At 48.1% G+C, this 17,533-nt stretch carries 14 protein-coding genes; 2 read left to right on the top strand and 12 right to left on the bottom strand.

Annotation, left to right across the window (positions count from 1 at the left end):
- Positions 1 to 44: 44 nt before the first annotated feature.
- From mutM to G358_RS0126725, 5 genes are all read right to left on the bottom strand, one after another.
- On the bottom strand, positions 45 to 884 hold the full coding sequence (gene mutM / locus G358_RS0126750) for a DNA-formamidopyrimidine glycosylase (protein ID WP_019640340.1): 840 nt from the start codon (positions 882 to 884) through the stop codon (positions 45 to 47).
- 556 nt (positions 885 to 1,440) lie between these two features.
- Positions 1,441 to 4,107, bottom strand: coding sequence for a DNA polymerase I (polA, locus tag G358_RS30955; RefSeq protein ID WP_019640339.1), 2,667 nt, complete (start codon positions 4,105 to 4,107; stop codon positions 1,441 to 1,443).
- 246 nt (positions 4,108 to 4,353) lie between these two features.
- Positions 4,354 to 5,013, bottom strand: coding sequence for a phosphate signaling complex protein PhoU (phoU, locus tag G358_RS0126735; protein WP_019640338.1), 660 nt, complete (start codon positions 5,011 to 5,013; stop codon positions 4,354 to 4,356).
- Positions 5,014 to 5,032: 19 nt separating this feature from the next.
- Positions 5,033 to 5,788 carry a phosphate ABC transporter ATP-binding protein PstB gene (gene pstB, locus G358_RS0126730; RefSeq protein ID WP_019640337.1) on the bottom strand — a complete coding sequence of 252 codons (756 nt, stop codon included), beginning with the start codon at positions 5,786 to 5,788 and terminating at the stop codon, positions 5,033 to 5,035.
- A 251-nt stretch (positions 5,789 to 6,039) separates the two neighbouring features.
- Entirely contained in the window at positions 6,040 to 7,260 is a 1,221-nt protein-coding gene (locus tag G358_RS0126725) for a methyl-accepting chemotaxis protein (protein ID WP_240480114.1), read from the bottom strand.
- Between the two features lie 358 nt (positions 7,261 to 7,618).
- Between G358_RS0126725 and G358_RS0126720 the strand changes: the two genes are divergently transcribed.
- Positions 7,619 to 8,260: a copper amine oxidase N-terminal domain-containing protein gene (locus tag G358_RS0126720; protein ID WP_019640335.1), complete on the top strand. Its 642-nt coding sequence runs from the start codon at positions 7,619 to 7,621 to the stop codon at positions 8,258 to 8,260.
- 14 nt (positions 8,261 to 8,274) lie between these two features.
- Here G358_RS0126720 and G358_RS0126715 read toward each other — a convergent pair whose 3' ends face one another.
- The 6 genes from G358_RS0126715 to G358_RS0126685 form a co-directional block, all read right to left on the bottom strand.
- Positions 8,275 to 8,961, bottom strand: coding sequence for a Crp/Fnr family transcriptional regulator (locus G358_RS0126715; RefSeq protein ID WP_019640334.1), 687 nt, complete (start codon positions 8,959 to 8,961; stop codon positions 8,275 to 8,277).
- Positions 8,958 to 10,859 (bottom strand): heavy metal translocating P-type ATPase, encoded by a 1,902-nt coding sequence (locus tag G358_RS30950; protein ID WP_019640333.1) that lies wholly within the window; start codon positions 10,857 to 10,859, stop codon positions 8,958 to 8,960. Before G358_RS30950 ends, G358_RS0126715 begins: the two co-directional genes overlap by 4 nt.
- Positions 10,860 to 10,894: 35 nt before the next feature.
- Entirely contained in the window at positions 10,895 to 11,110 is a 216-nt protein-coding gene (locus G358_RS0126705; RefSeq protein WP_019640332.1) for a heavy-metal-associated domain-containing protein, read from the bottom strand.
- A 210-nt stretch (positions 11,111 to 11,320) separates the two neighbouring features.
- Positions 11,321 to 12,064 carry a response regulator transcription factor gene (locus tag G358_RS0126695; RefSeq protein ID WP_019640330.1) on the bottom strand — a complete coding sequence of 248 codons (744 nt, stop codon included), beginning with the start codon at positions 12,062 to 12,064 and terminating at the stop codon, positions 11,321 to 11,323.
- Positions 12,065 to 12,255: 191 nt separating this feature from the next.
- Complete coding sequence (gene pnpS, locus G358_RS0126690) at positions 12,256 to 14,055, bottom strand: two-component system histidine kinase PnpS (RefSeq protein WP_026342492.1); 1,800 nt, start codon at positions 14,053 to 14,055, stop codon at positions 12,256 to 12,258.
- A gap of 2 nt (positions 14,056 to 14,057) precedes the next feature.
- Positions 14,058 to 15,605: a fumarate hydratase gene (locus G358_RS0126685; RefSeq protein ID WP_019640328.1), complete on the bottom strand. Its 1,548-nt coding sequence runs from the start codon at positions 15,603 to 15,605 to the stop codon at positions 14,058 to 14,060.
- Between the two features lie 164 nt (positions 15,606 to 15,769).
- Here G358_RS0126685 and yfbR point away from each other — a divergent pair, with 164 nt between their 5' ends.
- Entirely contained in the window at positions 15,770 to 16,411 is a 642-nt protein-coding gene (gene yfbR, locus G358_RS0126680; protein WP_019640327.1) for a 5'-deoxynucleotidase, read from the top strand.
- A 116-nt stretch (positions 16,412 to 16,527) separates the two neighbouring features.
- Here the strand turns inward: yfbR and G358_RS0126675 are convergent, their stop codons facing one another.
- Positions 16,528 to 17,397, bottom strand: coding sequence for an SDR family oxidoreductase (locus G358_RS0126675; RefSeq protein ID WP_019640326.1), 870 nt, complete (start codon positions 17,395 to 17,397; stop codon positions 16,528 to 16,530).
- Positions 17,398 to 17,533: the final 136 nt, after the last annotated feature.

Genomic DNA, 17,533 nt, shown 5'->3' with positions numbered 1-17,533 from the left:
AGGGGAGGCGGCAAGAGGGCATTCGCAAAAAAACCCGTCCTCCATCAGCACTTGTCCGGTCCCGCTTGACAAATGGGGCAATAGTGAGTGCCCCGTCCGCCTACGACGCTTTTTTCGATAGGATGTCCACAATTTGTACACGGCTCATCCTTACGGCCGTAAATCTGCAGCGAATGCTGAAACATTCCCATTTCTCCCTGCCCGTTAACATAGGACTTAATGGAGGATCCCCCTGCCTCTACAGCGTCAGACAACGTAGTGATGATTGCCTCGTGAAGTACAATCCATTCTTGATTTGTCAATGTATTCGCTGGCCGCTCGGGATGTATTTTCGCCCGGAACAGGGCTTCATCAACATAAATATTGCCAAGTCCAACGACATATTCCTGATTCAAGAGTGCAACCTTGATTTTGGTAGAGCGCTTAAACAGCAATTCGCGAAGCGCGTCCGCCGTAAAAGTCGACTCTAGCGGCTCTATCCCTAGTTTAACCAAAGGCTTCTCCTTGAACTCTTCTCCCGGAACAAACAAATGCATCGTTCCAAATTGCCGAACATCTTTATATCTCAGTTCCGTTCCATCTGTAAAACGGAAAATTACGTGTGTGTGCTTCTCCAGCGCATCGTTCCGGTCATACAGTCCATAGCGGCCTTCCATCCGCAGATGGGAAACCAGAACCAACTGATCCATTACAATTCTTAAAAATTTCCCTCGGCGACCTACCTCCACAATAGTATGGCCAGTGAGTTCCAGTTCGAACCGTTTAATATCGTCGGGCCGCTGAATGATGCGCGGTAATGATACAGTTACCGATTCAATTGTCTTTCCTACGATGAGACCGGACAACGTTCTTCGAACGGTCTCCACCTCCGGCAACTCCGGCATGTTGCTTCACCTCAAGCTTTATTTTATTGCTTTTTAATTTCGTGATCAAAAGCGGTCTTTTTGAACTTCCTCTTCAATAAAGGTTCAAAAAGTCGCTTTTCAGCACCGAAGCCTAAGCTTTCGATGCACGTTTTTTCAAAACGTTTTAGGTTGCACGAACCCTGTTGCCTTTGCTTCCGATGTGAGTTTTGCTTTGCAAAACTTTTAGGAGGAGCGGAGTGTAGGAGAAGCCTACATGAGCACCTACAATGTTTCCGAAGGAAACATACTACGGAAGCATAAGCTCTTCGAGGGTGAGTGCAAGATTCGACGCCGAAACCACTTCTCCGAATTACTTCGTGATCAAAAGCGATCTTTTTGAACTTCCTCTTCAATAAAGGTTCAAAAAGTCGCTTTTCAGCACCGAGAAGGTTGCACGAACCCGAAGAAGGAGGAGCGGAGTGTAGGAGTAACCTACATGAGCACCGGACTTCGAGGGTGAGTGCAAGATTCGACGCCGAAACCACTTCTCCGAAATACTTCGTGATCAAAAGCGATCTGTTTGAACTTCCTCTAACTATTTGGCTTCGTACCAGTTGGCCCCGCTGCTTACCTCCGCCTTAAGCGGTACGGAAAGCGCCAAAGCCTTCTCCATCGTTTCCGGCACAAGCTTGCCCATCGTCTCGAGCTCCTCCGGCGGTACCTCAAACACCAATTCATCATGCACCTGCAGCAGCATCCGGCTCTTCAGACCGCGTTCGCGAAGCGCTTCGTCCATAAGCACCATCGCCAGTTTGATAATATCGGCAGCCGTACCTTGAATCGGCGTATTCATTGCGGTCCGTTCAGCGAAGGAACGTAAATTAAAATTAGAAGCGTTAATTTCCGGCAGGTAGCGCCGGCGCTCCAACAGTGTAGTTACATAACCGTTTTGCTTGGCCTCTTTGACGATATCGTCCATATAACGGCGCACCCCTTGGAAGGCCTGGAAATACTGCTCAATAAATTGAGCCGCTTCCTTACGGGTAATATGCAAATTCTGAGACAGTCCATAATCACTTATTCCGTACACAATCCCGAAGTTGACTGCCTTTGCCGATCGGCGCATATCCGCATCTACCTGTTCATGAGAAACGCCAAAGACGTCCATGGCGGTTTTCGTGTGAATATCCATATCATGCAGGAATGCTTCCTGCAGCCCTTTATCCTCCGAAATGTGAGCTAATACACGCAATTCAATCTGTGAATAGTCTGCGGCAAATATCGACCAGCCCGCTTCCGATGGAACGAACACTTTCCGTATTTTGCGTCCTTCCTCAAGCCGAATCGGAATGTTTTGCAAATTCGGATATTGGCTGCTCAGCCTTCCCGTAGCCGCTACAGTTTGCCGATAGAACGTATGCACCTTGCCCGTATCCGGGCGAATCTCCTTGAGCAGACCTTCTACGTAAGTGGATTGCAGCTTGGCCAGTTGCCGATACTCCAATATAAATTGAACGATTTCGTGGTAAGGCGCCAGCTTGTCGAGAACTTCAGCATCTGTAGAATAACCTGTCTTTGTCTTCTTAACGACCGGAAGCTCCAGCTTGTCGAACAACACTTCGCCCAACTGCTTGGGTGAGTTCAGATTGAATTCCACTCCGGCCAGTTCATAAATACGGGATTCCAGTTTCTGAATCTGCGCTTCGAACTCCTTGCCCAGGTCAGCAAGCGCTTCACGGTTAACAGCGATCCCCTGCTTCTCCATATCGGCTAAAATGCGCGAGAGCGGCATTTCCAATTCATAGAACAGCTGATTCATCTCGTTGGACTCCAGTTCCTCTTTCTGATGAGGAATAATCCGCAGCATCGCCTCTGCCTTCCGGGCTAAATGGCGGCTAAGTATTTCCGGCTCAGGTACTTTGAATTTTGCCCCCTTGCCATAAACTTCATCATCCGATGACAGGTAAGGCAGACCATACTTTGCAGCCAGACCGCTTATCGTCAGGTTGCTGTCGGTCGGGTCGAGAAGATAAGCCGCCAGCTGTATGTCATGTTCAGCACCAGCGAACGGAATTCCCAGCCAATGCAGCACTAAATCGGCGCGATGCAAATCATAGCCGCACTTCGGAATCTTCCAGTCGCTTAACCAGTCTTTAATCGGTTTTGCCGCCTCACTAAGCAAAAATGGAAACGACACGAAATAATGCCGTTCCGTAGTGGACAAAATCAGCCCCATACCCTCAGCCTGATGCGGATTGTCTCCGTGAGATTCCACATACATTACTTCAATACGGGGGATTTGCTGAACCAACTCATCTAGTGCAGCTTCGTCAACCATAGTAACATCTATTTCAGCTTGTTCCTGTGATGTCCCTTCCCCCGCCTCCGTTCTACCCGGCCCATCACCGAACGACAGCCGTTCGATTAAGGATTTGAATTCCAGCTTGCGCAGCATCGGCGCAGCCGTCTCTTCCTTCAATCCTTGAAAAATCATATCTTCAAAAGAACGGTCGATAGGAACTTCGCGATGGATCGTGGCAAGCTGCTTGCTTAATCTGGCGTCCTCGGCATGATTCACCAAATTCTCTTTCATCTTGCCCTTAAGCTCGTCCGTCCGTGCCAGAACTTCTTCCACAGACCCGAATTGATGCAGCAGCTTCAGCGCCGTCTTCTCTCCAATCCCAGGAACACCGGGGATGTTATCTGAGGGGTCGCCCATCAAGCCTTTCAAATCAATAATTTGCTCTGGAGCAAGGCCGTATTTTTCTTTAATTTCCTGCGGCCCATATGGCTCGACTTCACTGATTCCCTTCCGGGTCAGCGCAACCTTAACCTTGTCGCTGACAACTTGAAGCATATCTTTATCCCCTGTGACGACGAGCACTTCCTTACCGGCCTCCTCAGCCTGCCTGCTGATCGTGCCGATAATATCGTCCGCCTCAAAGCCAGGCAGCTCAAACCAGCATATGCCAAAGCTCTCTAACAATTCACGGGTAAGCGGAAACTGCTCACTCAATTCCGGCGGCGTCTTCTCGCGCCCCCCTTTATAATCCTCGTAGCCCTCGTGGCGAAACGTTACTTTTCCAGCGTCAAACGCAACCATAACATGAGTTGGCTTCTCTTCCTGAAGGAGTCTAAGAAGCATATTCGTAAATCCATACACAGCGTTCGTATGTAAACCGCCAGAATTATTCAGCGGCGGCATAGCAAAGAACGCCCGGTAAATAATACTGTTTCCGTCAATAAGAATTAATTTATCCATACAGCACCTCGTTCTTTAGCATACTCCTGACTATTATTCTAACACATGCTCCCCTGTTATATAAAAACAATACGATAACTCCATAAAGTTATTTTAAACCAAGTCCGTTCATCGGGAGAGGAGTGACCGCGGTGCGCATAGAAAACTAGTCATACAAACAGCAAAACGCCGGCGGGAGCCGGCGCTTGGCTGGATGAAAATAATTCGATTATGGGGAGTTGCTTTCAATACTTGCTGCTTGTTCTATTATTGATTTAAGTCGGGACGGTGGCCGGTTACAAGATAAACCGCGCTCTCCCCGATATTCGTAGCATGATCGGCAATCCGTTCAATATATCTTCCCACGAGCGTAAGCAGCATCACCTGCTGCATGGAATCCGGATGATGAACGACAATCGAATACAGTTCGCTGATCATTTGACTGTACAAATGATCAACCTCATCATCATCCTTTGCCATCTTGTAGGCCAAATCCGTATTCTCGTCCAAATAAGACTGAAGCGACTCTTCCACCATGAGCTCTACTAGCTCCGCCATCTTCGGTATGTCGATCAGCGGCTTTAACAATGTTTGGCCTTCCAGGCGCAGCGTCACTTTGGCAATATCGACCGCCAGATCACCCATCCGCTCCAGATCGCTTGAAATTTTGAAGGCAACGATAATGCGGCGAAGGTCTTTAGCTACCGGCTGCTGCGTAACGATCAATCTGGAGCCGATATCCATCACTTCTTCTTCCATTTCATTCAGCTTCAAATCCTGGGCAATAACTCCCTTGGCTTTGTTTACATCCAAAGATTGCAGCGATGTAATGGACTCTCTGAGGGCACGCTCGACATGCTCTCCCATTTCTCTTAACAGCTGCCGGAGTTCCTCCAAATTTTGATCGAATTCTCTTCGTTGGATCATACCTCACTGCTCCCTTCTGTTAACCAAAACGTCCTGATATATAATCCTCGGTACGGGCATCCTGTGGTGTAGAGAACAGTGTACGCGTGTCATCTGACTCAACAATTTCACCATTCAGGAAAAATACGGTTCGATCGGAAATACGAGCCGCTTGATGCATATTATGAGTGACCATCACAATCGTATACCTGGCCTTCAGCTCTTGAACCAATTCTTCGATTTTAAGCGTTGAAATCGGGTCGAGCGCGGAAGTCGCTTCATCCATTAACAAAATGTCGGGTTGAACAGCAATCGCCCGGGCGATACAGAGACGCTGCTGCTGGCCGCCGGACAAGCTAAGGGCGGAACGCTTCAGGAAATCCTTTACCTCATCCCACAATACAGCCTGCCTGAGACTTTGCTCGACGATTTGATCCAGTTGGGCCTTATTTTTGACACCATGCAGGCGCGGCCCGTAAGCGACATTGTCATATATCGATTTCGGAAAAGGATTCGGCTGCTGAAACACCATGCCGACCTGTTTGCGCAAAACCTCGACCTCAACATCGTCACTATAAATTTCTTTGCCGCCAATTTGCACAGAACCTTCGATCCGCGTGCCCGGAATCATATCGTTCATCCGATTCAACGTCCGCAGCAAAGTGGATTTCCCACAGCCTGAAGGACCAATAAACGCCGTGATCGCTTTCTCCGGAATATCCAAGCATATACTTTTAAGCGCTTGAAACTGCTCATAATACAAATTTAATTTATTTATATGGATGATCGGTTCCATGTCATATCTCCTTCATATCTCAGCAGCATAATAACAAAGCCTTCGGCTCTTTACTCCATCTCAATTTTACCTGCAATTAGTATGCATTTAGTTTTGCATTTTAGTTTGCAATTTAGACTTGCTCCCATTAGATTGCGTCATTTGGCCAAATGCAAACATAAAATCATTGTACCTTCTCTATGTAAAAGATATTACACCCTAATGTTAACGCAGTGTAAAATATGTCTTCCGGGCATTAACATGTCTATTGATCACTCGTTCATGTCCTGCTTGGCAGACAATTGCACCAGCTCGCGCAGCACAATTTCGGTCTTATGAGCTGCATTCTCTGCCGTCTCGAACATTTCCCGGCCTCTCATTTCCGTATTTCGTACCGAATCTACCAGCATTTTAAAAGTGTGGTCTGCACTGCTCACCCGATCGTGGCTCGATTGCATTTCCAAGGTAGTTATAGACGAAGCATCGGCTGTTTGCTGCACAAGTTCGCATACAACATTCAGCGTCTCGCCAATTTCGCCTGAGAACTGTTTTGTCTGCTGAGCCAGATTTCTAATCTCGCTAGCCACCACAGCAAAGCCTTTGCCGTGCTCCCCGGCATGAGCAGCCTCTATCGTGGCGTTCATGGCCAGCAGCCCGCTGCGATCCGCCAATTCGCGGATGGAAGAAGCGATGGACGATATGTTGCTGGCGTGCTGGAGCAGTGCTGACACTCGCTCCTCCTGCGATTTCGTCAGCGTCAGTACTCGTCCAAAAGAAGCTTGAACCGCTTCAAGCTCTGCCCGGCCAGTTGCTGCAAAGCTGCTCATCTGCTCTGAATCCCGCAACCCACGCTCCGATGTGACCGAAACTTCTTTTACCGATTGATCGATCTCGAGCACCTTGGCCTGGCTTTCGCTAACAATCACTTCACGAAAATGATCCGCTTCACGCTGCAGTTCCCTCGACATTAGCATTAAATCATGAACGGTCAAAATTCCTTTAAACTTGCCTTGCTCTGTAATAATCAGACTATCGTAGAACACCTTTGCTTCCCGGTTGAGAGCAGCATCTATGAGCCCGCGTGGGGATGTCGTAATATCGCGGATCAACGGGGATTTCTCAGCAAACATCAAAGCAGGCCTGTCATAAAATAAATCCGCGGCGAAACGCCCCGCCAATTGGCGATAGAACGTATCCCGCATCAAAATTCCCAAAGGCCTGTCCATATCATCACACATTACGACACAAGGAATGTCTTCATCATTTCGAAACAGCTTCAGAACGCCCAGACACGATTCCTTAAAACCAGTTTTTGGTACAGTTCTACAATACGCCTCGGTTTGTACTATACTGATCTGCTCTTTTAAGTTTACGGATGGAGTCAGCTTACTTTCGGTTTCAACAATGGCTTCCTTGTCTTCTTTTCCAGCGTTTGCAGAAGCATCACGACCTGTTGCCACAACCTCTCGCTCAGCGACAGCTTGAATACTCACTCTCACCACTCCCTGCATCCCTATACTCTTCCAAACAACATTTATCTATGAATGAATCATAGAAGAACTATGTTAACGGAGTGTTAACAGTACTTTGTACCTATGTAAAATGTTCTTTTAAAACCGCACGATAGCTACCTTAGACTCAAAACATTTTGTGTCTATTTAGTGTCAATAGTTTGATAGCATTATTTTTTAATCTAGGCAGTACTTGACCTGGATAATACTGTATACTATTTCTTGGACATATGAACTCTCAAAGGGGGCTTGTACTTTTCTTGACTCATCATTTTTCGGCAAGCTATACATAGGTTTTGATGAAGAACTGACACCAATTGAGTAGATGCGAGGGAATAAGATGTTATTTAATTCGCACCCTTTTATTTTCGTTTTTTTGCCCATTGTATTCATCGTTTATTTTGCGCTTAACCGAATGCGCTGGATTATGGCAGGGAAGACGTTTAATCTGGATTTATACAAAGATCTGTCGCATCACAGCCAGGATGTAAACTCCTGGATTGCCCAAGCCATCGGGAGCGACAGTTCGAAGTATCGGATGACGGACAACAATATCGCGGAGCTGAATGATCAGCTTGTGGAAGATACGGTCACTGCAACATTGGATGAGCAAGGAAATGTAACCCGTGTTATTGTCCATATTAACGGAAGGAAGCATACATTCACTCAAAAAATAATTGACGGCAAGCAGCAGTTTCTCGTCTATGTGAAGGAGGCGGCAGCCGTCTTTGGCGGCGAAGCAATCTGGGATGAGGGAACAAAGGCGACCATTCTTAAGGCAAAGGGGAAGAAGGATATCTCCATAACGGCGGGCAGTACGCAGGCTGTAGTCGGTGATCAATTGATAGATATGAACAGTACCCCGCTTTCCATGAACGGAAAAACGATGATTCCATTTGCTTTTGTCGCGGAGCAATGGGGCTGGCAAGTGAAGCAGGAGATGGGAAAAAATGCAGTGAGACTGAACGTACAGGAGCGATGATCTCTCTGTTACCCTTATATATTCATATATTCAGCTAATTTTTCCCGTTCCAAAATGGTAATTTGCCGATGGCCAGTCAGCTTTATAAGCCCCTGCTCTTGGAAGGAGGACAGCTTCCGGCTCAACGTCTCCTGGCTCATGCCAAGCTGTGAAGCCAAGTCCCCCTTCGTCATCTCTAGTACAATCCGGCGCTTGTTTCCGGACAGCTGCAGCAAGGCTTGAGCGAGCCGCTGTTCCACAGAATGCAAATTAATGTCTTCAATCAGACGCTCCGCGCTATCCAGCCGCCGGCTCAGTTCCTCCAGTACTTTGAAGGCGATGGACGGATATTTAGCCATCAATGCCTTCAGCTCCTCTCCTTCGATCACACACAATGTACAATTTTCCAACACCTGTGCATTGTTCGTTCTTGGCTGCGGGCTGAATAATGAGAGCTCGCCCATGAACTCCCCCGGGGACAGCAGACGGATTACCTGCTCCTTTCCGCCCGGACTTAGCCGGGATATTTTAACTTTTCCAGTGTGAATAACGAACAACTTCTCCCCCTGATCCCCTGCTAAATAAATCATCTCTCCTTTTTCATAAGTTTTCGCCGTCGTTATAGATGATATTTCCACAAGTTCTTCCCGGCTTAAGCTGCTAAAAATCGGTACAAGCTCCACACAATGAAATCGGCCTGCTTGCTCGAGGTGACAATTCACTGTACTTCTCTCCCAACGTTAGTAAATTCAATACTTTTGCCAGTCCGTCGCCTTTTGCCGTAGCCTAGCAATCGGATTGCATTCACAATGACCAGTAGGACGGACAACTCATGAAGGAACATCCCGAAGGATAAATTGACTTTCTTCACAAGTACACCGATCAGCAAAAGAGCGGCCACCAATAGGGCAAAGTAAATATTTTGCTTCATATTTCTAACCGTGGTGCGGCTTAATGCAACCGCATATGCCAGCTTGCTCAATTGTCCTGACATGAGCACGACATCTCCCGTTTCAATCGCAACATCACTGCCTGTTCCCCCCATGGCGATCCCTAAGTCTGCTGAAGCCAATGCCGGAGCGTCGTTAACTCCATCTCCCACCATCGCTACCACTCCATACTTGGCTTGCAGCTGTTCCAGCACCTGAACTTTGTTCTGCGGCAGCAGTTCACCGTAATATTCATCCAGTCTTAATTGATCCGATATCGCTTTAGCTGCTCTCGTATTATCCCCTGTCAGCATAACGACCTTTTGAATGCCCATTGATTTCAAGTCATGGATTACCTCTTCTGCATCCTCTCTGATCTGATCGGCAATGGAAATAATACCGAGCACACCCTTCGTATTCCCGATCATGACCGCTGTCTGCCCCTGCTCTTCCTCTGCTGCTAAGTCGTATTCATATTTATCCGATTGGAGTCCATATGCGGCAAAGAGCTTCCTGTTCCCGATAAAAAACTGCTGACCTTCATAGGTAAACGAAATGCCCTGGCCCGCTATTATTTCCACATCGGCAGGAACTTCCTTTATTGTACCAAAGTTTTTCGTCGCCTGGTCTACTATCGCTCTGGCCAAAGGATGCTCGGAATAAGCTTCGCCGATCGCCGCCAGTTTTAACAGCTCCTTCTCCGGGATGCCGTACGTTATGATCCGGGTAACCGCAGGCTTGCCCATCGTCAACGTTCCCGTCTTATCGAATGCTACCGCTTTGACCGCATACAATTTCTCCATCATCTCCCCGCCTTTAAAAAGCACCCCGCGTTTGGCCCCATTGCCTATTCCGGCCACGATAGAAACGGGAGCGGAAATAACAAGTGCCCCAGGACAGGCTATTACTAAGAGCGTCAAGGCCATGACGATATCCTGTGTAATCATGTAAATGACGACTGCCATTATGATTATGAACGGCGTATAGTACCTGGCGAACTTTTCGAGAAATTTTTGCGTTTTCGCTTTGTTATCCTGTGCTTCCTCCACCATTTGCAATATTCTTGCAAATGTCGTGTCCTCTCCTACTTTATCGGCTCTAACGATTAAATAACCGGATTCAATCATCGTCCCCGAGAAGACAGTGTCATTTAGCCCTTTATTTACAGGAATAGACTCTCCCGTAATCGCGGATTGGTTGATATATGCCGAACCGTCCATAATAGTACCGTCCACGCAAATTTTCTCCCCGGGTTTAACGATGACCTCCTCGCCGATCTGTACCTCTTTCGGGCTTATTATTGTTTCTCCGCCTTCCCGGCGTACCCGAGCTGTATCCGGTGCTAAAGCAAGCAATGCTTGTATGGAAGATCTTGTCTTCTCGATCGTTTTCGATTCCAAATAATTGCCGAACATAAATAGAAAGGTGACGGCTGCGGCTTCCCAATATTCACCGATAAACCACGCGCCAATGACCGCAATCGTAACAAGAGCGTCAATGCCAACGATTCTGTATTTCAACGCCTTTGCCGCATTGAGCATGATCGGGACGCCCGCGACCAGCGTGGAAGCCATCATTACAACGATCGTTATCCATTCATAGCCAACCGTTTTGTTCAATATTAGCGACGCGGTTACCAGCATCCCTGCCGCTGCCATTCTTTGACTCTGGGTCAGTTTTTTTAATAACATTGCACGTCATCCTTTCCGGCTGATTTTGTCCTGCTTTATTTTTCTCCGAGAACTTTATACCCCAGCTTAACGATGCTGCTCTTAATCGCTTCCGAGCTAATCTCATTGTCATCGAATGATACCCTTACCCTAGAGCTGTTGAACAATACCTCGGACGAATGCACGCCTGCTGTCTTACTGAGCATTTTTTCGATTTTAACAATACAGCTTGGACAAGATACCGTTTCTAGTTGATACAATTTAATGGCCATCGGAACACCCTCCCTTTCACTATGATTGATCTTATTGTATTTCGATCAGCAATTTCTTACTTTGATCCTGGTCAAAAATAAAAAAATAAAAAATAAAAAAGAAGCTGTCCAAGCAGCGGATAAACACCTGGACAACTTCTTTTCAAGCAAAAATCTTCGTATATTTTTCGTCGTCTAACCGACAAGTTTTTCATCTTTCACTTTTTGTTCCTATAGCTCATTTGCAGTGATCGAGTTTTTCCTCTTGTTTACGACCAGCTTATAGCCAACTCCACGGATTGAGTCGATATAGACAGATCCCGGATCAAGCTCAAGCTTTTTGCGCAAAGAGCTGACATGAACATCCACGGTTCTCTGTCCGCCAATGTAGTCAAAACCCCAAACAGCGTTCATCAAATCATCCCGGGTCATAACCACCCCTGGCTTGCGGGCCAAATATAGCAAAACTTCAAATTCTTTCGGCCTGAGCGTAATTGGCTCGTTCCCCAGGGTCACTTCATATTTCTCAGGATAAATGACAAGATCGCCTAATGTAATTTGTGAGCCCGCCTCCTGCGACGGCAACTGTTTCTCCGGCTCTTCAAGGCCAGAGGATCTTCTAAGAACAGCCGCTACCCGGGCCAGCAGCTCTGCAACTCCGAAAGGCTTTGTAATGTAATCGTCCGCACCAGATTTCAAACCCTGTACCACTTCTTCTTCAGCGTTTTTTGCGGTCAGCATGATCACCGGTGTTTTTACTCCTTCGGTCCGGAGCCTGGACATAATTTCAAATCCGTTCATACCGGGAAGCATTAAATCCAGCAATATTAAATTAAAATTGTTCTTCAATGCCGTTTCCAGCCCGGACTGCCCATGCTCCTCAACAACAACTTCATAACCCTCACTCGACAGGTTATAAGACAGAAGCCTTGAGAGCGTTGGCTCATCCTCAATTACTAATAGCCGCTGCGTCATAGTACCCCCCATTTTCTAGCAAACATAATGGATGTTGACGAATCAGACTCCAAGGGCTTATTCAAAAATGAATTTTTGAACATGCACTTTAAGTAGACAAGCCCAGCATATCATGGCATTGTTAACGCGGTGTAAAATTTTCAGCAATTTTCACATTAGCCTGAATTTAATTCCGTTTATTAAGCGCGATGTTAATCCAGCGGAGGATGCATCAGCGGAAGCTCCAGGATGAACGTCGTTCCTTCACCGACTTTGCTTACTACCCCAATCGTTCCCCGGTGCAAATCGACCAAATGCTTAACGATCGACAAGCCGAGCCCTGTCCCCCCTGATCCGCGCGATCGCGCCTTATCCACTCGATAGAAGCGTTCGAATATCCGCGGCAAATCCTTCTTGGGGATACCGATCCCCGTATCGCTAACCGAGAATCGGATTGTTTCATGTTCCCCGCCCTCGTTCACCACTTCTGCCGATACCTTCACTTTGCCGCCTTCCAGTGTATAGCTGATCGCATTTGAAATCAGATTCATGAATATTTGGCGAAGCCGGTCTTCATCGCCTTCGAGGAACAGATGTTCAGGAATATCCAGCTGCATCGCAATGGACTTTTTGTTCGCCGCCGGAAGCAGAACTTCCTTTACACTGTCCAGTAATTCTTTAAGATGTATCGGAGCATATTCGAGCGGAATACGCTTAGATTCAATTTTGGACAATTCCAGAATGTCCCCAATTAGCCGGTTAAGCCGATCCGATTCATCATAAATAATTTGCAGGAAGGAACGCATTGTGTCCTGATCTTTGACCCCCCCGGCCAGCAGTGTCTCGGCAAAGCCTCTAACTGCCGCTATTGGGGTCTTGAGCTCATGAGAGACGTTGGCAACGAATTCACTGCGCATTCTTTCTAGCCGTCGTATATCGGTCACATCCTGTAATAAAAACAGCATCCCACGGTAGCTTCCGTCATCCCCGCTCATCGGCACACCGTCAAAATTGAGCGTTCTCTCCTCCGGATCGTAAACATTACGCTCGTCTTGTAAGTATTCCTTATGCAGCGTACCTTCCTCGACGAACTTCATAAAGTCATAGTTCCGTTTCAGCACATGATAAGGCTTGCCAAGAAGCTGATCGCCCTGCATATGCAAAATCCGCTCCGCTTCCCGATTGACAAGGGCAATTTGCCCTTCCCGGTCGACCATCAGTATACCGCCGGTCATGTTCGCTAATACGCTCTGCATCAGATCCTCGTTATCCCGGATCCACTTAAGCTGCTGCTGCAAGCTGTCTGCCATGCCGTTGATCGCTAGCCCAAGCTGTCCGATCTCATCCTTCCGCTGCAGCTTGACACGGGCGTCGTAATCCAGCCTGGAAATTCGGTTGGCAACGCGCGTAATATGCTCCAGCGGCTTCGTCAGCCCTTTTGCAATCCGGTAGCTTAGCAGCGCGGCAGCAAGGAACAGAACAATAAGACCGCCAGCCATGAAGGTCCAGCCCTTGTTCAGCCCTTCCCCAATGGCGCTAAGACTCATAGATAATCGGATATACCCCTCGAAACCATGATCAGAGTAAACTTTATGAGCGACATAGAGCATATCCTCGCCCAGCGTTTCACTATATCGGATTGTGCTGCCGAACCGTCCCTCTGAGGAGGTTAGAATCTCCTCCCGGTCCAGATGATTGTCCATGTCTGAAGCATTTTTCTCTGAATCGCCAATCACTTGCCCATTCAAATCAATAAAAGTCACCCGCGAGTTAATGCGCTTCTCCAATTCCTTCGCTTCCCGGGTATAATATTCCATCGCTTGCAAGTTGTTATCCAGGGGCTGAAACGGGAATGTATACTCCAAAATATTTATTTCCCGAACCAAATTTTCCTCCAGCGCCCGGATATGAGAGTCCTTGACCACCCAGACCATGGACAGCCCGGCGGCAAGCATGGAAATACCGATCAAGCTCATCAATATGAGTGTTAGCCTCGTCCGAAACGTCTTCATCGTTATTTAAATACCGGCTCTTTAAACGCAGCCAATTTTTCCAGAGACGACTTCTCAACATCTTCATGCAGGCTTTCCCCATGCGAATCCATCGTTACAATGGCTGCGAAGCCGTCCACTTCCAAATGCCACATCGCTTCGGGAATGCCGAATTCCATAAAATCCACACCGTTAACCTTCTTAATACACTCCGCATAATATTGGGCCGCTCCGCCGATCGCATTTAAATAGACACCACCGTGTTCCTTAAGCGCAGCTAGCGTTTTCTTGCCCATTCCGCCCTTGCCGATTACGGCGCGAATACCGAATTTCTTAATGATATCGCCCTGGTAAGGCTCCTCGCGAATGCTTGTCGTAGGTCCGGCAGCTTTGACGTGCCAGCCGTCCTCATCCTTCAGCATGACTGGACCACAGTGATAAATGACCGCACCGTTCAAATCAACGGGAGCATCATGATCCATCAAATACTTATGGAGGGCATCGCGCCCTGTATGCATTTCCCCTTTAATGACGACCACGTCTCCCACCCGCAAATTGCGGATTTGCTCTTCCGTAATCGGAGTGTGCAGCACCACTTCACGTTGGGGCGAAGATGCCGTTTGTTCAGCTGCAACAGCGCTTGCCGATTCCCTATCTTCCATCTTTACATCAGAGCCCCGCTCATACAGCCAATTCAAAATTTCACCGTTCGCCGCATCGATCGCCACACCTTGGCGTCTGAACGCCCAGCAATTGTACGCGACGGATACGAAGAAGCTGGCTGGCAGGCGATGGGCTGCTCCAATCTTACAGCCAAGCAGCGTCACTTCCCCGCCGAAGCCCATCGTCCCAATCCCGAGCTTATTGGCATTATCCATAATATATTTCTCCAGTTGCTCCAGCTCCGCAACCGGGTTCACATCGTCAACCGTACGGAACAGCTGCTGCTTGGCCAGCTCATAACCCGTAGTGCGGTCTCCCCCTATTCCTACGCCGATAAATCCGGCGCTGCAGCCTTGGCCCTGAGCCTGATAAACCGAATGCATAATGCATTTGCGGATACCATCCAAATCGCGCCCCGCACGGCCCAGACCTTCGAGTTCAGCCGGCAGGCTGTACTGAATATTTTTATTTTCACAGCCGCCGCCTTTCAAAATTAACCGGAGATCTACATAGTTCTCCTCCCATTGCTCAAAATGCACGACAGGGGTGCCGATGCCTAAATTATCCCCGCTGTTCTCGCCCGTCAACGAATCGACAGAGTTGGGTCGAAGCTTACCTTCTTTGGTCGCTCTTTGAATCGCTGAGAAAATTTCTCGTTTCATTTCGATCTGATTAGCGCCTACAGGTGTGCGGACAATAAAAGTAGGCATGCCTGTATCCTGACAAATAGGCGATATATGCTGCTCCGCCATTTTAATATTTGTCGTAATTGTCGACAGGGCGAGCCCTGCTCTAGTATTTTCATTCTCCGCAAGTGTTCCTCGTTTAACCGCTCGCCGCACATCTCCAGGGAGATTGGTAGAAGTCTCTACAATAAGTTCATATACACTTTGTTCAAACTGCCGCATAATCCAAGATCCCCTCTCTTGTCTTCGAGTAACTGTCTGACATAAAATTACCGTGAATCTACTGATGGATTAACCTGTTCATTAGTCTTATAATAACATAAACATAGTTACAGGTTGACATATTTTGTTCAAATTTACCCGCCAAGAGGAGAGGTAGCTTACAAATGAATTATCATTTTTCTGCCTATATGTACCGTCTTCGTTCTATTAAGCGCTGGAGCCTGATGCGCAGCACGGCCGCCGAGAATGTAGCGGAGCATTCGTTCCATGTAGCCTTACTTACCCATCTGCTCTGTGAAATCGGCAACAGCTTGTATGGGCGCACCCTCGATTCAGGCCGCGGAGCGACCCTCGCCCTGTTTCACGATGCAACCGAAGTGTTCACCGGCGATATCCCGACCCCTGTGAAGCATCATAATCCCCGCTTATTGTCCAGCTTTCGCGAGATGGAGGCCATAGCCGCCGAACGCCTGCTGTCCATGGTTCCTCCAGAACTGCAAAATGCTTATGGGCCGCTGCTATCCCCGGGCAGCCATTCCAACATGCGTGATGAAGATAAACGGCTGCTTCAATATGTCAAAGCGGCCGACAGTCTCGACGCTTATCTGAAATGCGCCTGGGAGCTAACATCAGGCAATCGGGAATTTGCCGTTGCCAAAAATCAGCTGCTGGAGAAGCTGAAATGTCTTAACCTCCCGGAGGTTGATTATTTCCTGCAGCATTTGGCCCAAAGCTTCGAAATGACGCTGGATGAGCTATCCGAGCAAGGCGCATCCCATTCAGCTCCCCCGCATATTGATGAGTAAAAAGTCGCTCTAAGGGAATTGTGCAGCTGCTCAATGCAGCTGCCACCCTTAGAGCGATGAGAGTGATTTATTCCTTCCTACCGCTCTCCAGGAAAAGTTGTAGAGCGCCTAGCGGTCTATCCATTCACGATCTGCCCGCCGTTGATGTGCAGCACTTGTCCGCTCATATATGACGAATCATCGCAGCCTAAATATACATAAGCAGGCGCCAATTCCTCCGGCTGACCCGGGCGCTGCATCGGTGTGTCTCCTCCGAACTTCGCCACCTGCTCCTTATCGAAAGTTGATGGAATGAGAGGCGTCCAGATCGGCCCCGGGGCTACAGCATTTACGCGAATGCCTTTCTTGCCGACGATGTTCATCGACAGTGCCCGTGTAAAGCTCACGATCGCCCCTTTCGTTGCCGAATAGTCGATCAGCTGCGGATTCCCCCGATATGCCGTAATTGAGGCTGTGTTGATAATTGCGCTCCCCTTTTTCAAATGCGGCATTGCGGCCTGGGTCACATAAAACATGGCAAAAATGTTCGTCCGGAACGTCTTTTCTAGCTGCTGGGCCGTAATATCAGTAATGTCCTGCTGCGGATGCTGCTCGGCTGCGTTATTGATCAGTATATCCAACGCGCCAAGATGGTCGATGGTTTGCTGAACAGCCTGCTGCGCGAACACTTCATCCCCCAAGTCACCGGCAATAAGCAAGCACTTGCGTCCCTCCTGCTCTACCTCACGCTGTGTCTTCCTCGCATCCTCATTTTCATTTAGATATACGATAGCTACGTCTGCTCCTTCTTTAGCGTAAGCAATCGCTACAGCACGGCCGATACCGCTATCGCCGCCAGTAATTAGCGCGACTTTACCCTGTAATTTGCCTGCTGCTTTATAGGCGCCTTCATACTTAGGGCGCGGAGTCATATCCTCTTCGATTCCGGGCTGCTGATTTTGGTGCTGTGCAGGCATGGTCTGCTTGGTTGCTCCACTTCCTGACATGTTTGCATTCTCCTTCCTCGTCTAGTCATTGTTTTCCTTACCCTGTTAGAATAACCCCTGACGCTCTGCTTATGCTGATGTCTTGCAGAACATAAACATAAACATTCATTTGGCAGGGTACAGTCATTGGAAATTT

The sequence above is a fragment of the Paenibacillus fonticola DSM 21315 genome, from assembly GCF_000381905.1.
In the GTDB taxonomy this organism is placed as follows: Bacteria; Bacillota; Bacilli; order Paenibacillales; family Paenibacillaceae; genus Fontibacillus; species Fontibacillus fonticola.
Note: the sequence above shows the minus strand (reverse complement) of the source record. Positions and strands in the feature narration are given on the sequence as shown.

What these genes read in the sequence shown, in the direction of transcription:
- mutM (WP_019640340.1), bottom strand. Translation starts at nt 884, where the DNA reads ATGCCGGAGTTGCCGGAGGTGGAGACCGTTCGAAGAACGTTGTCCGGT.
- polA (WP_019640339.1), bottom strand. Translation starts at nt 4,107, where the DNA reads ATGGATAAATTAATTCTTATTGACGGAAACAGTATTATTTACCGGGCG.
- phoU (WP_019640338.1), bottom strand. Translation starts at nt 5,013, where the DNA reads ATGATCCAACGAAGAGAATTCGATCAAAATTTGGAGGAACTCCGGCAG.
- pstB (WP_019640337.1), bottom strand. Translation starts at nt 5,788, where the DNA reads ATGGAACCGATCATCCATATAAATAAATTAAATTTGTATTATGAGCAG.
- G358_RS0126720 (WP_019640335.1), top strand. Translation starts at nt 7,619, where the DNA reads ATGTTATTTAATTCGCACCCTTTTATTTTCGTTTTTTTGCCCATTGTA.
- G358_RS30950 (WP_019640333.1), bottom strand. Translation starts at nt 10,859, where the DNA reads ATGTTATTAAAAAAACTGACCCAGAGTCAAAGAATGGCAGCGGCAGGG.
- G358_RS0126705 (WP_019640332.1), bottom strand. Translation starts at nt 11,110, where the DNA reads ATGGCCATTAAATTGTATCAACTAGAAACGGTATCTTGTCCAAGCTGT.
- G358_RS0126695 (WP_019640330.1), bottom strand. Translation starts at nt 12,064, where the DNA reads ATGACGCAGCGGCTATTAGTAATTGAGGATGAGCCAACGCTCTCAAGG.
- pnpS (WP_026342492.1), bottom strand. Translation starts at nt 14,055, where the DNA reads ATGAAGACGTTTCGGACGAGGCTAACACTCATATTGATGAGCTTGATC.
- G358_RS0126685 (WP_019640328.1), bottom strand. Translation starts at nt 15,605, where the DNA reads ATGCGGCAGTTTGAACAAAGTGTATATGAACTTATTGTAGAGACTTCT.
- yfbR (WP_019640327.1), top strand. Translation starts at nt 15,770, where the DNA reads ATGAATTATCATTTTTCTGCCTATATGTACCGTCTTCGTTCTATTAAG.
- G358_RS0126675 (WP_019640326.1), bottom strand. Translation starts at nt 17,397, where the DNA reads ATGTCAGGAAGTGGAGCAACCAAGCAGACCATGCCTGCACAGCACCAA.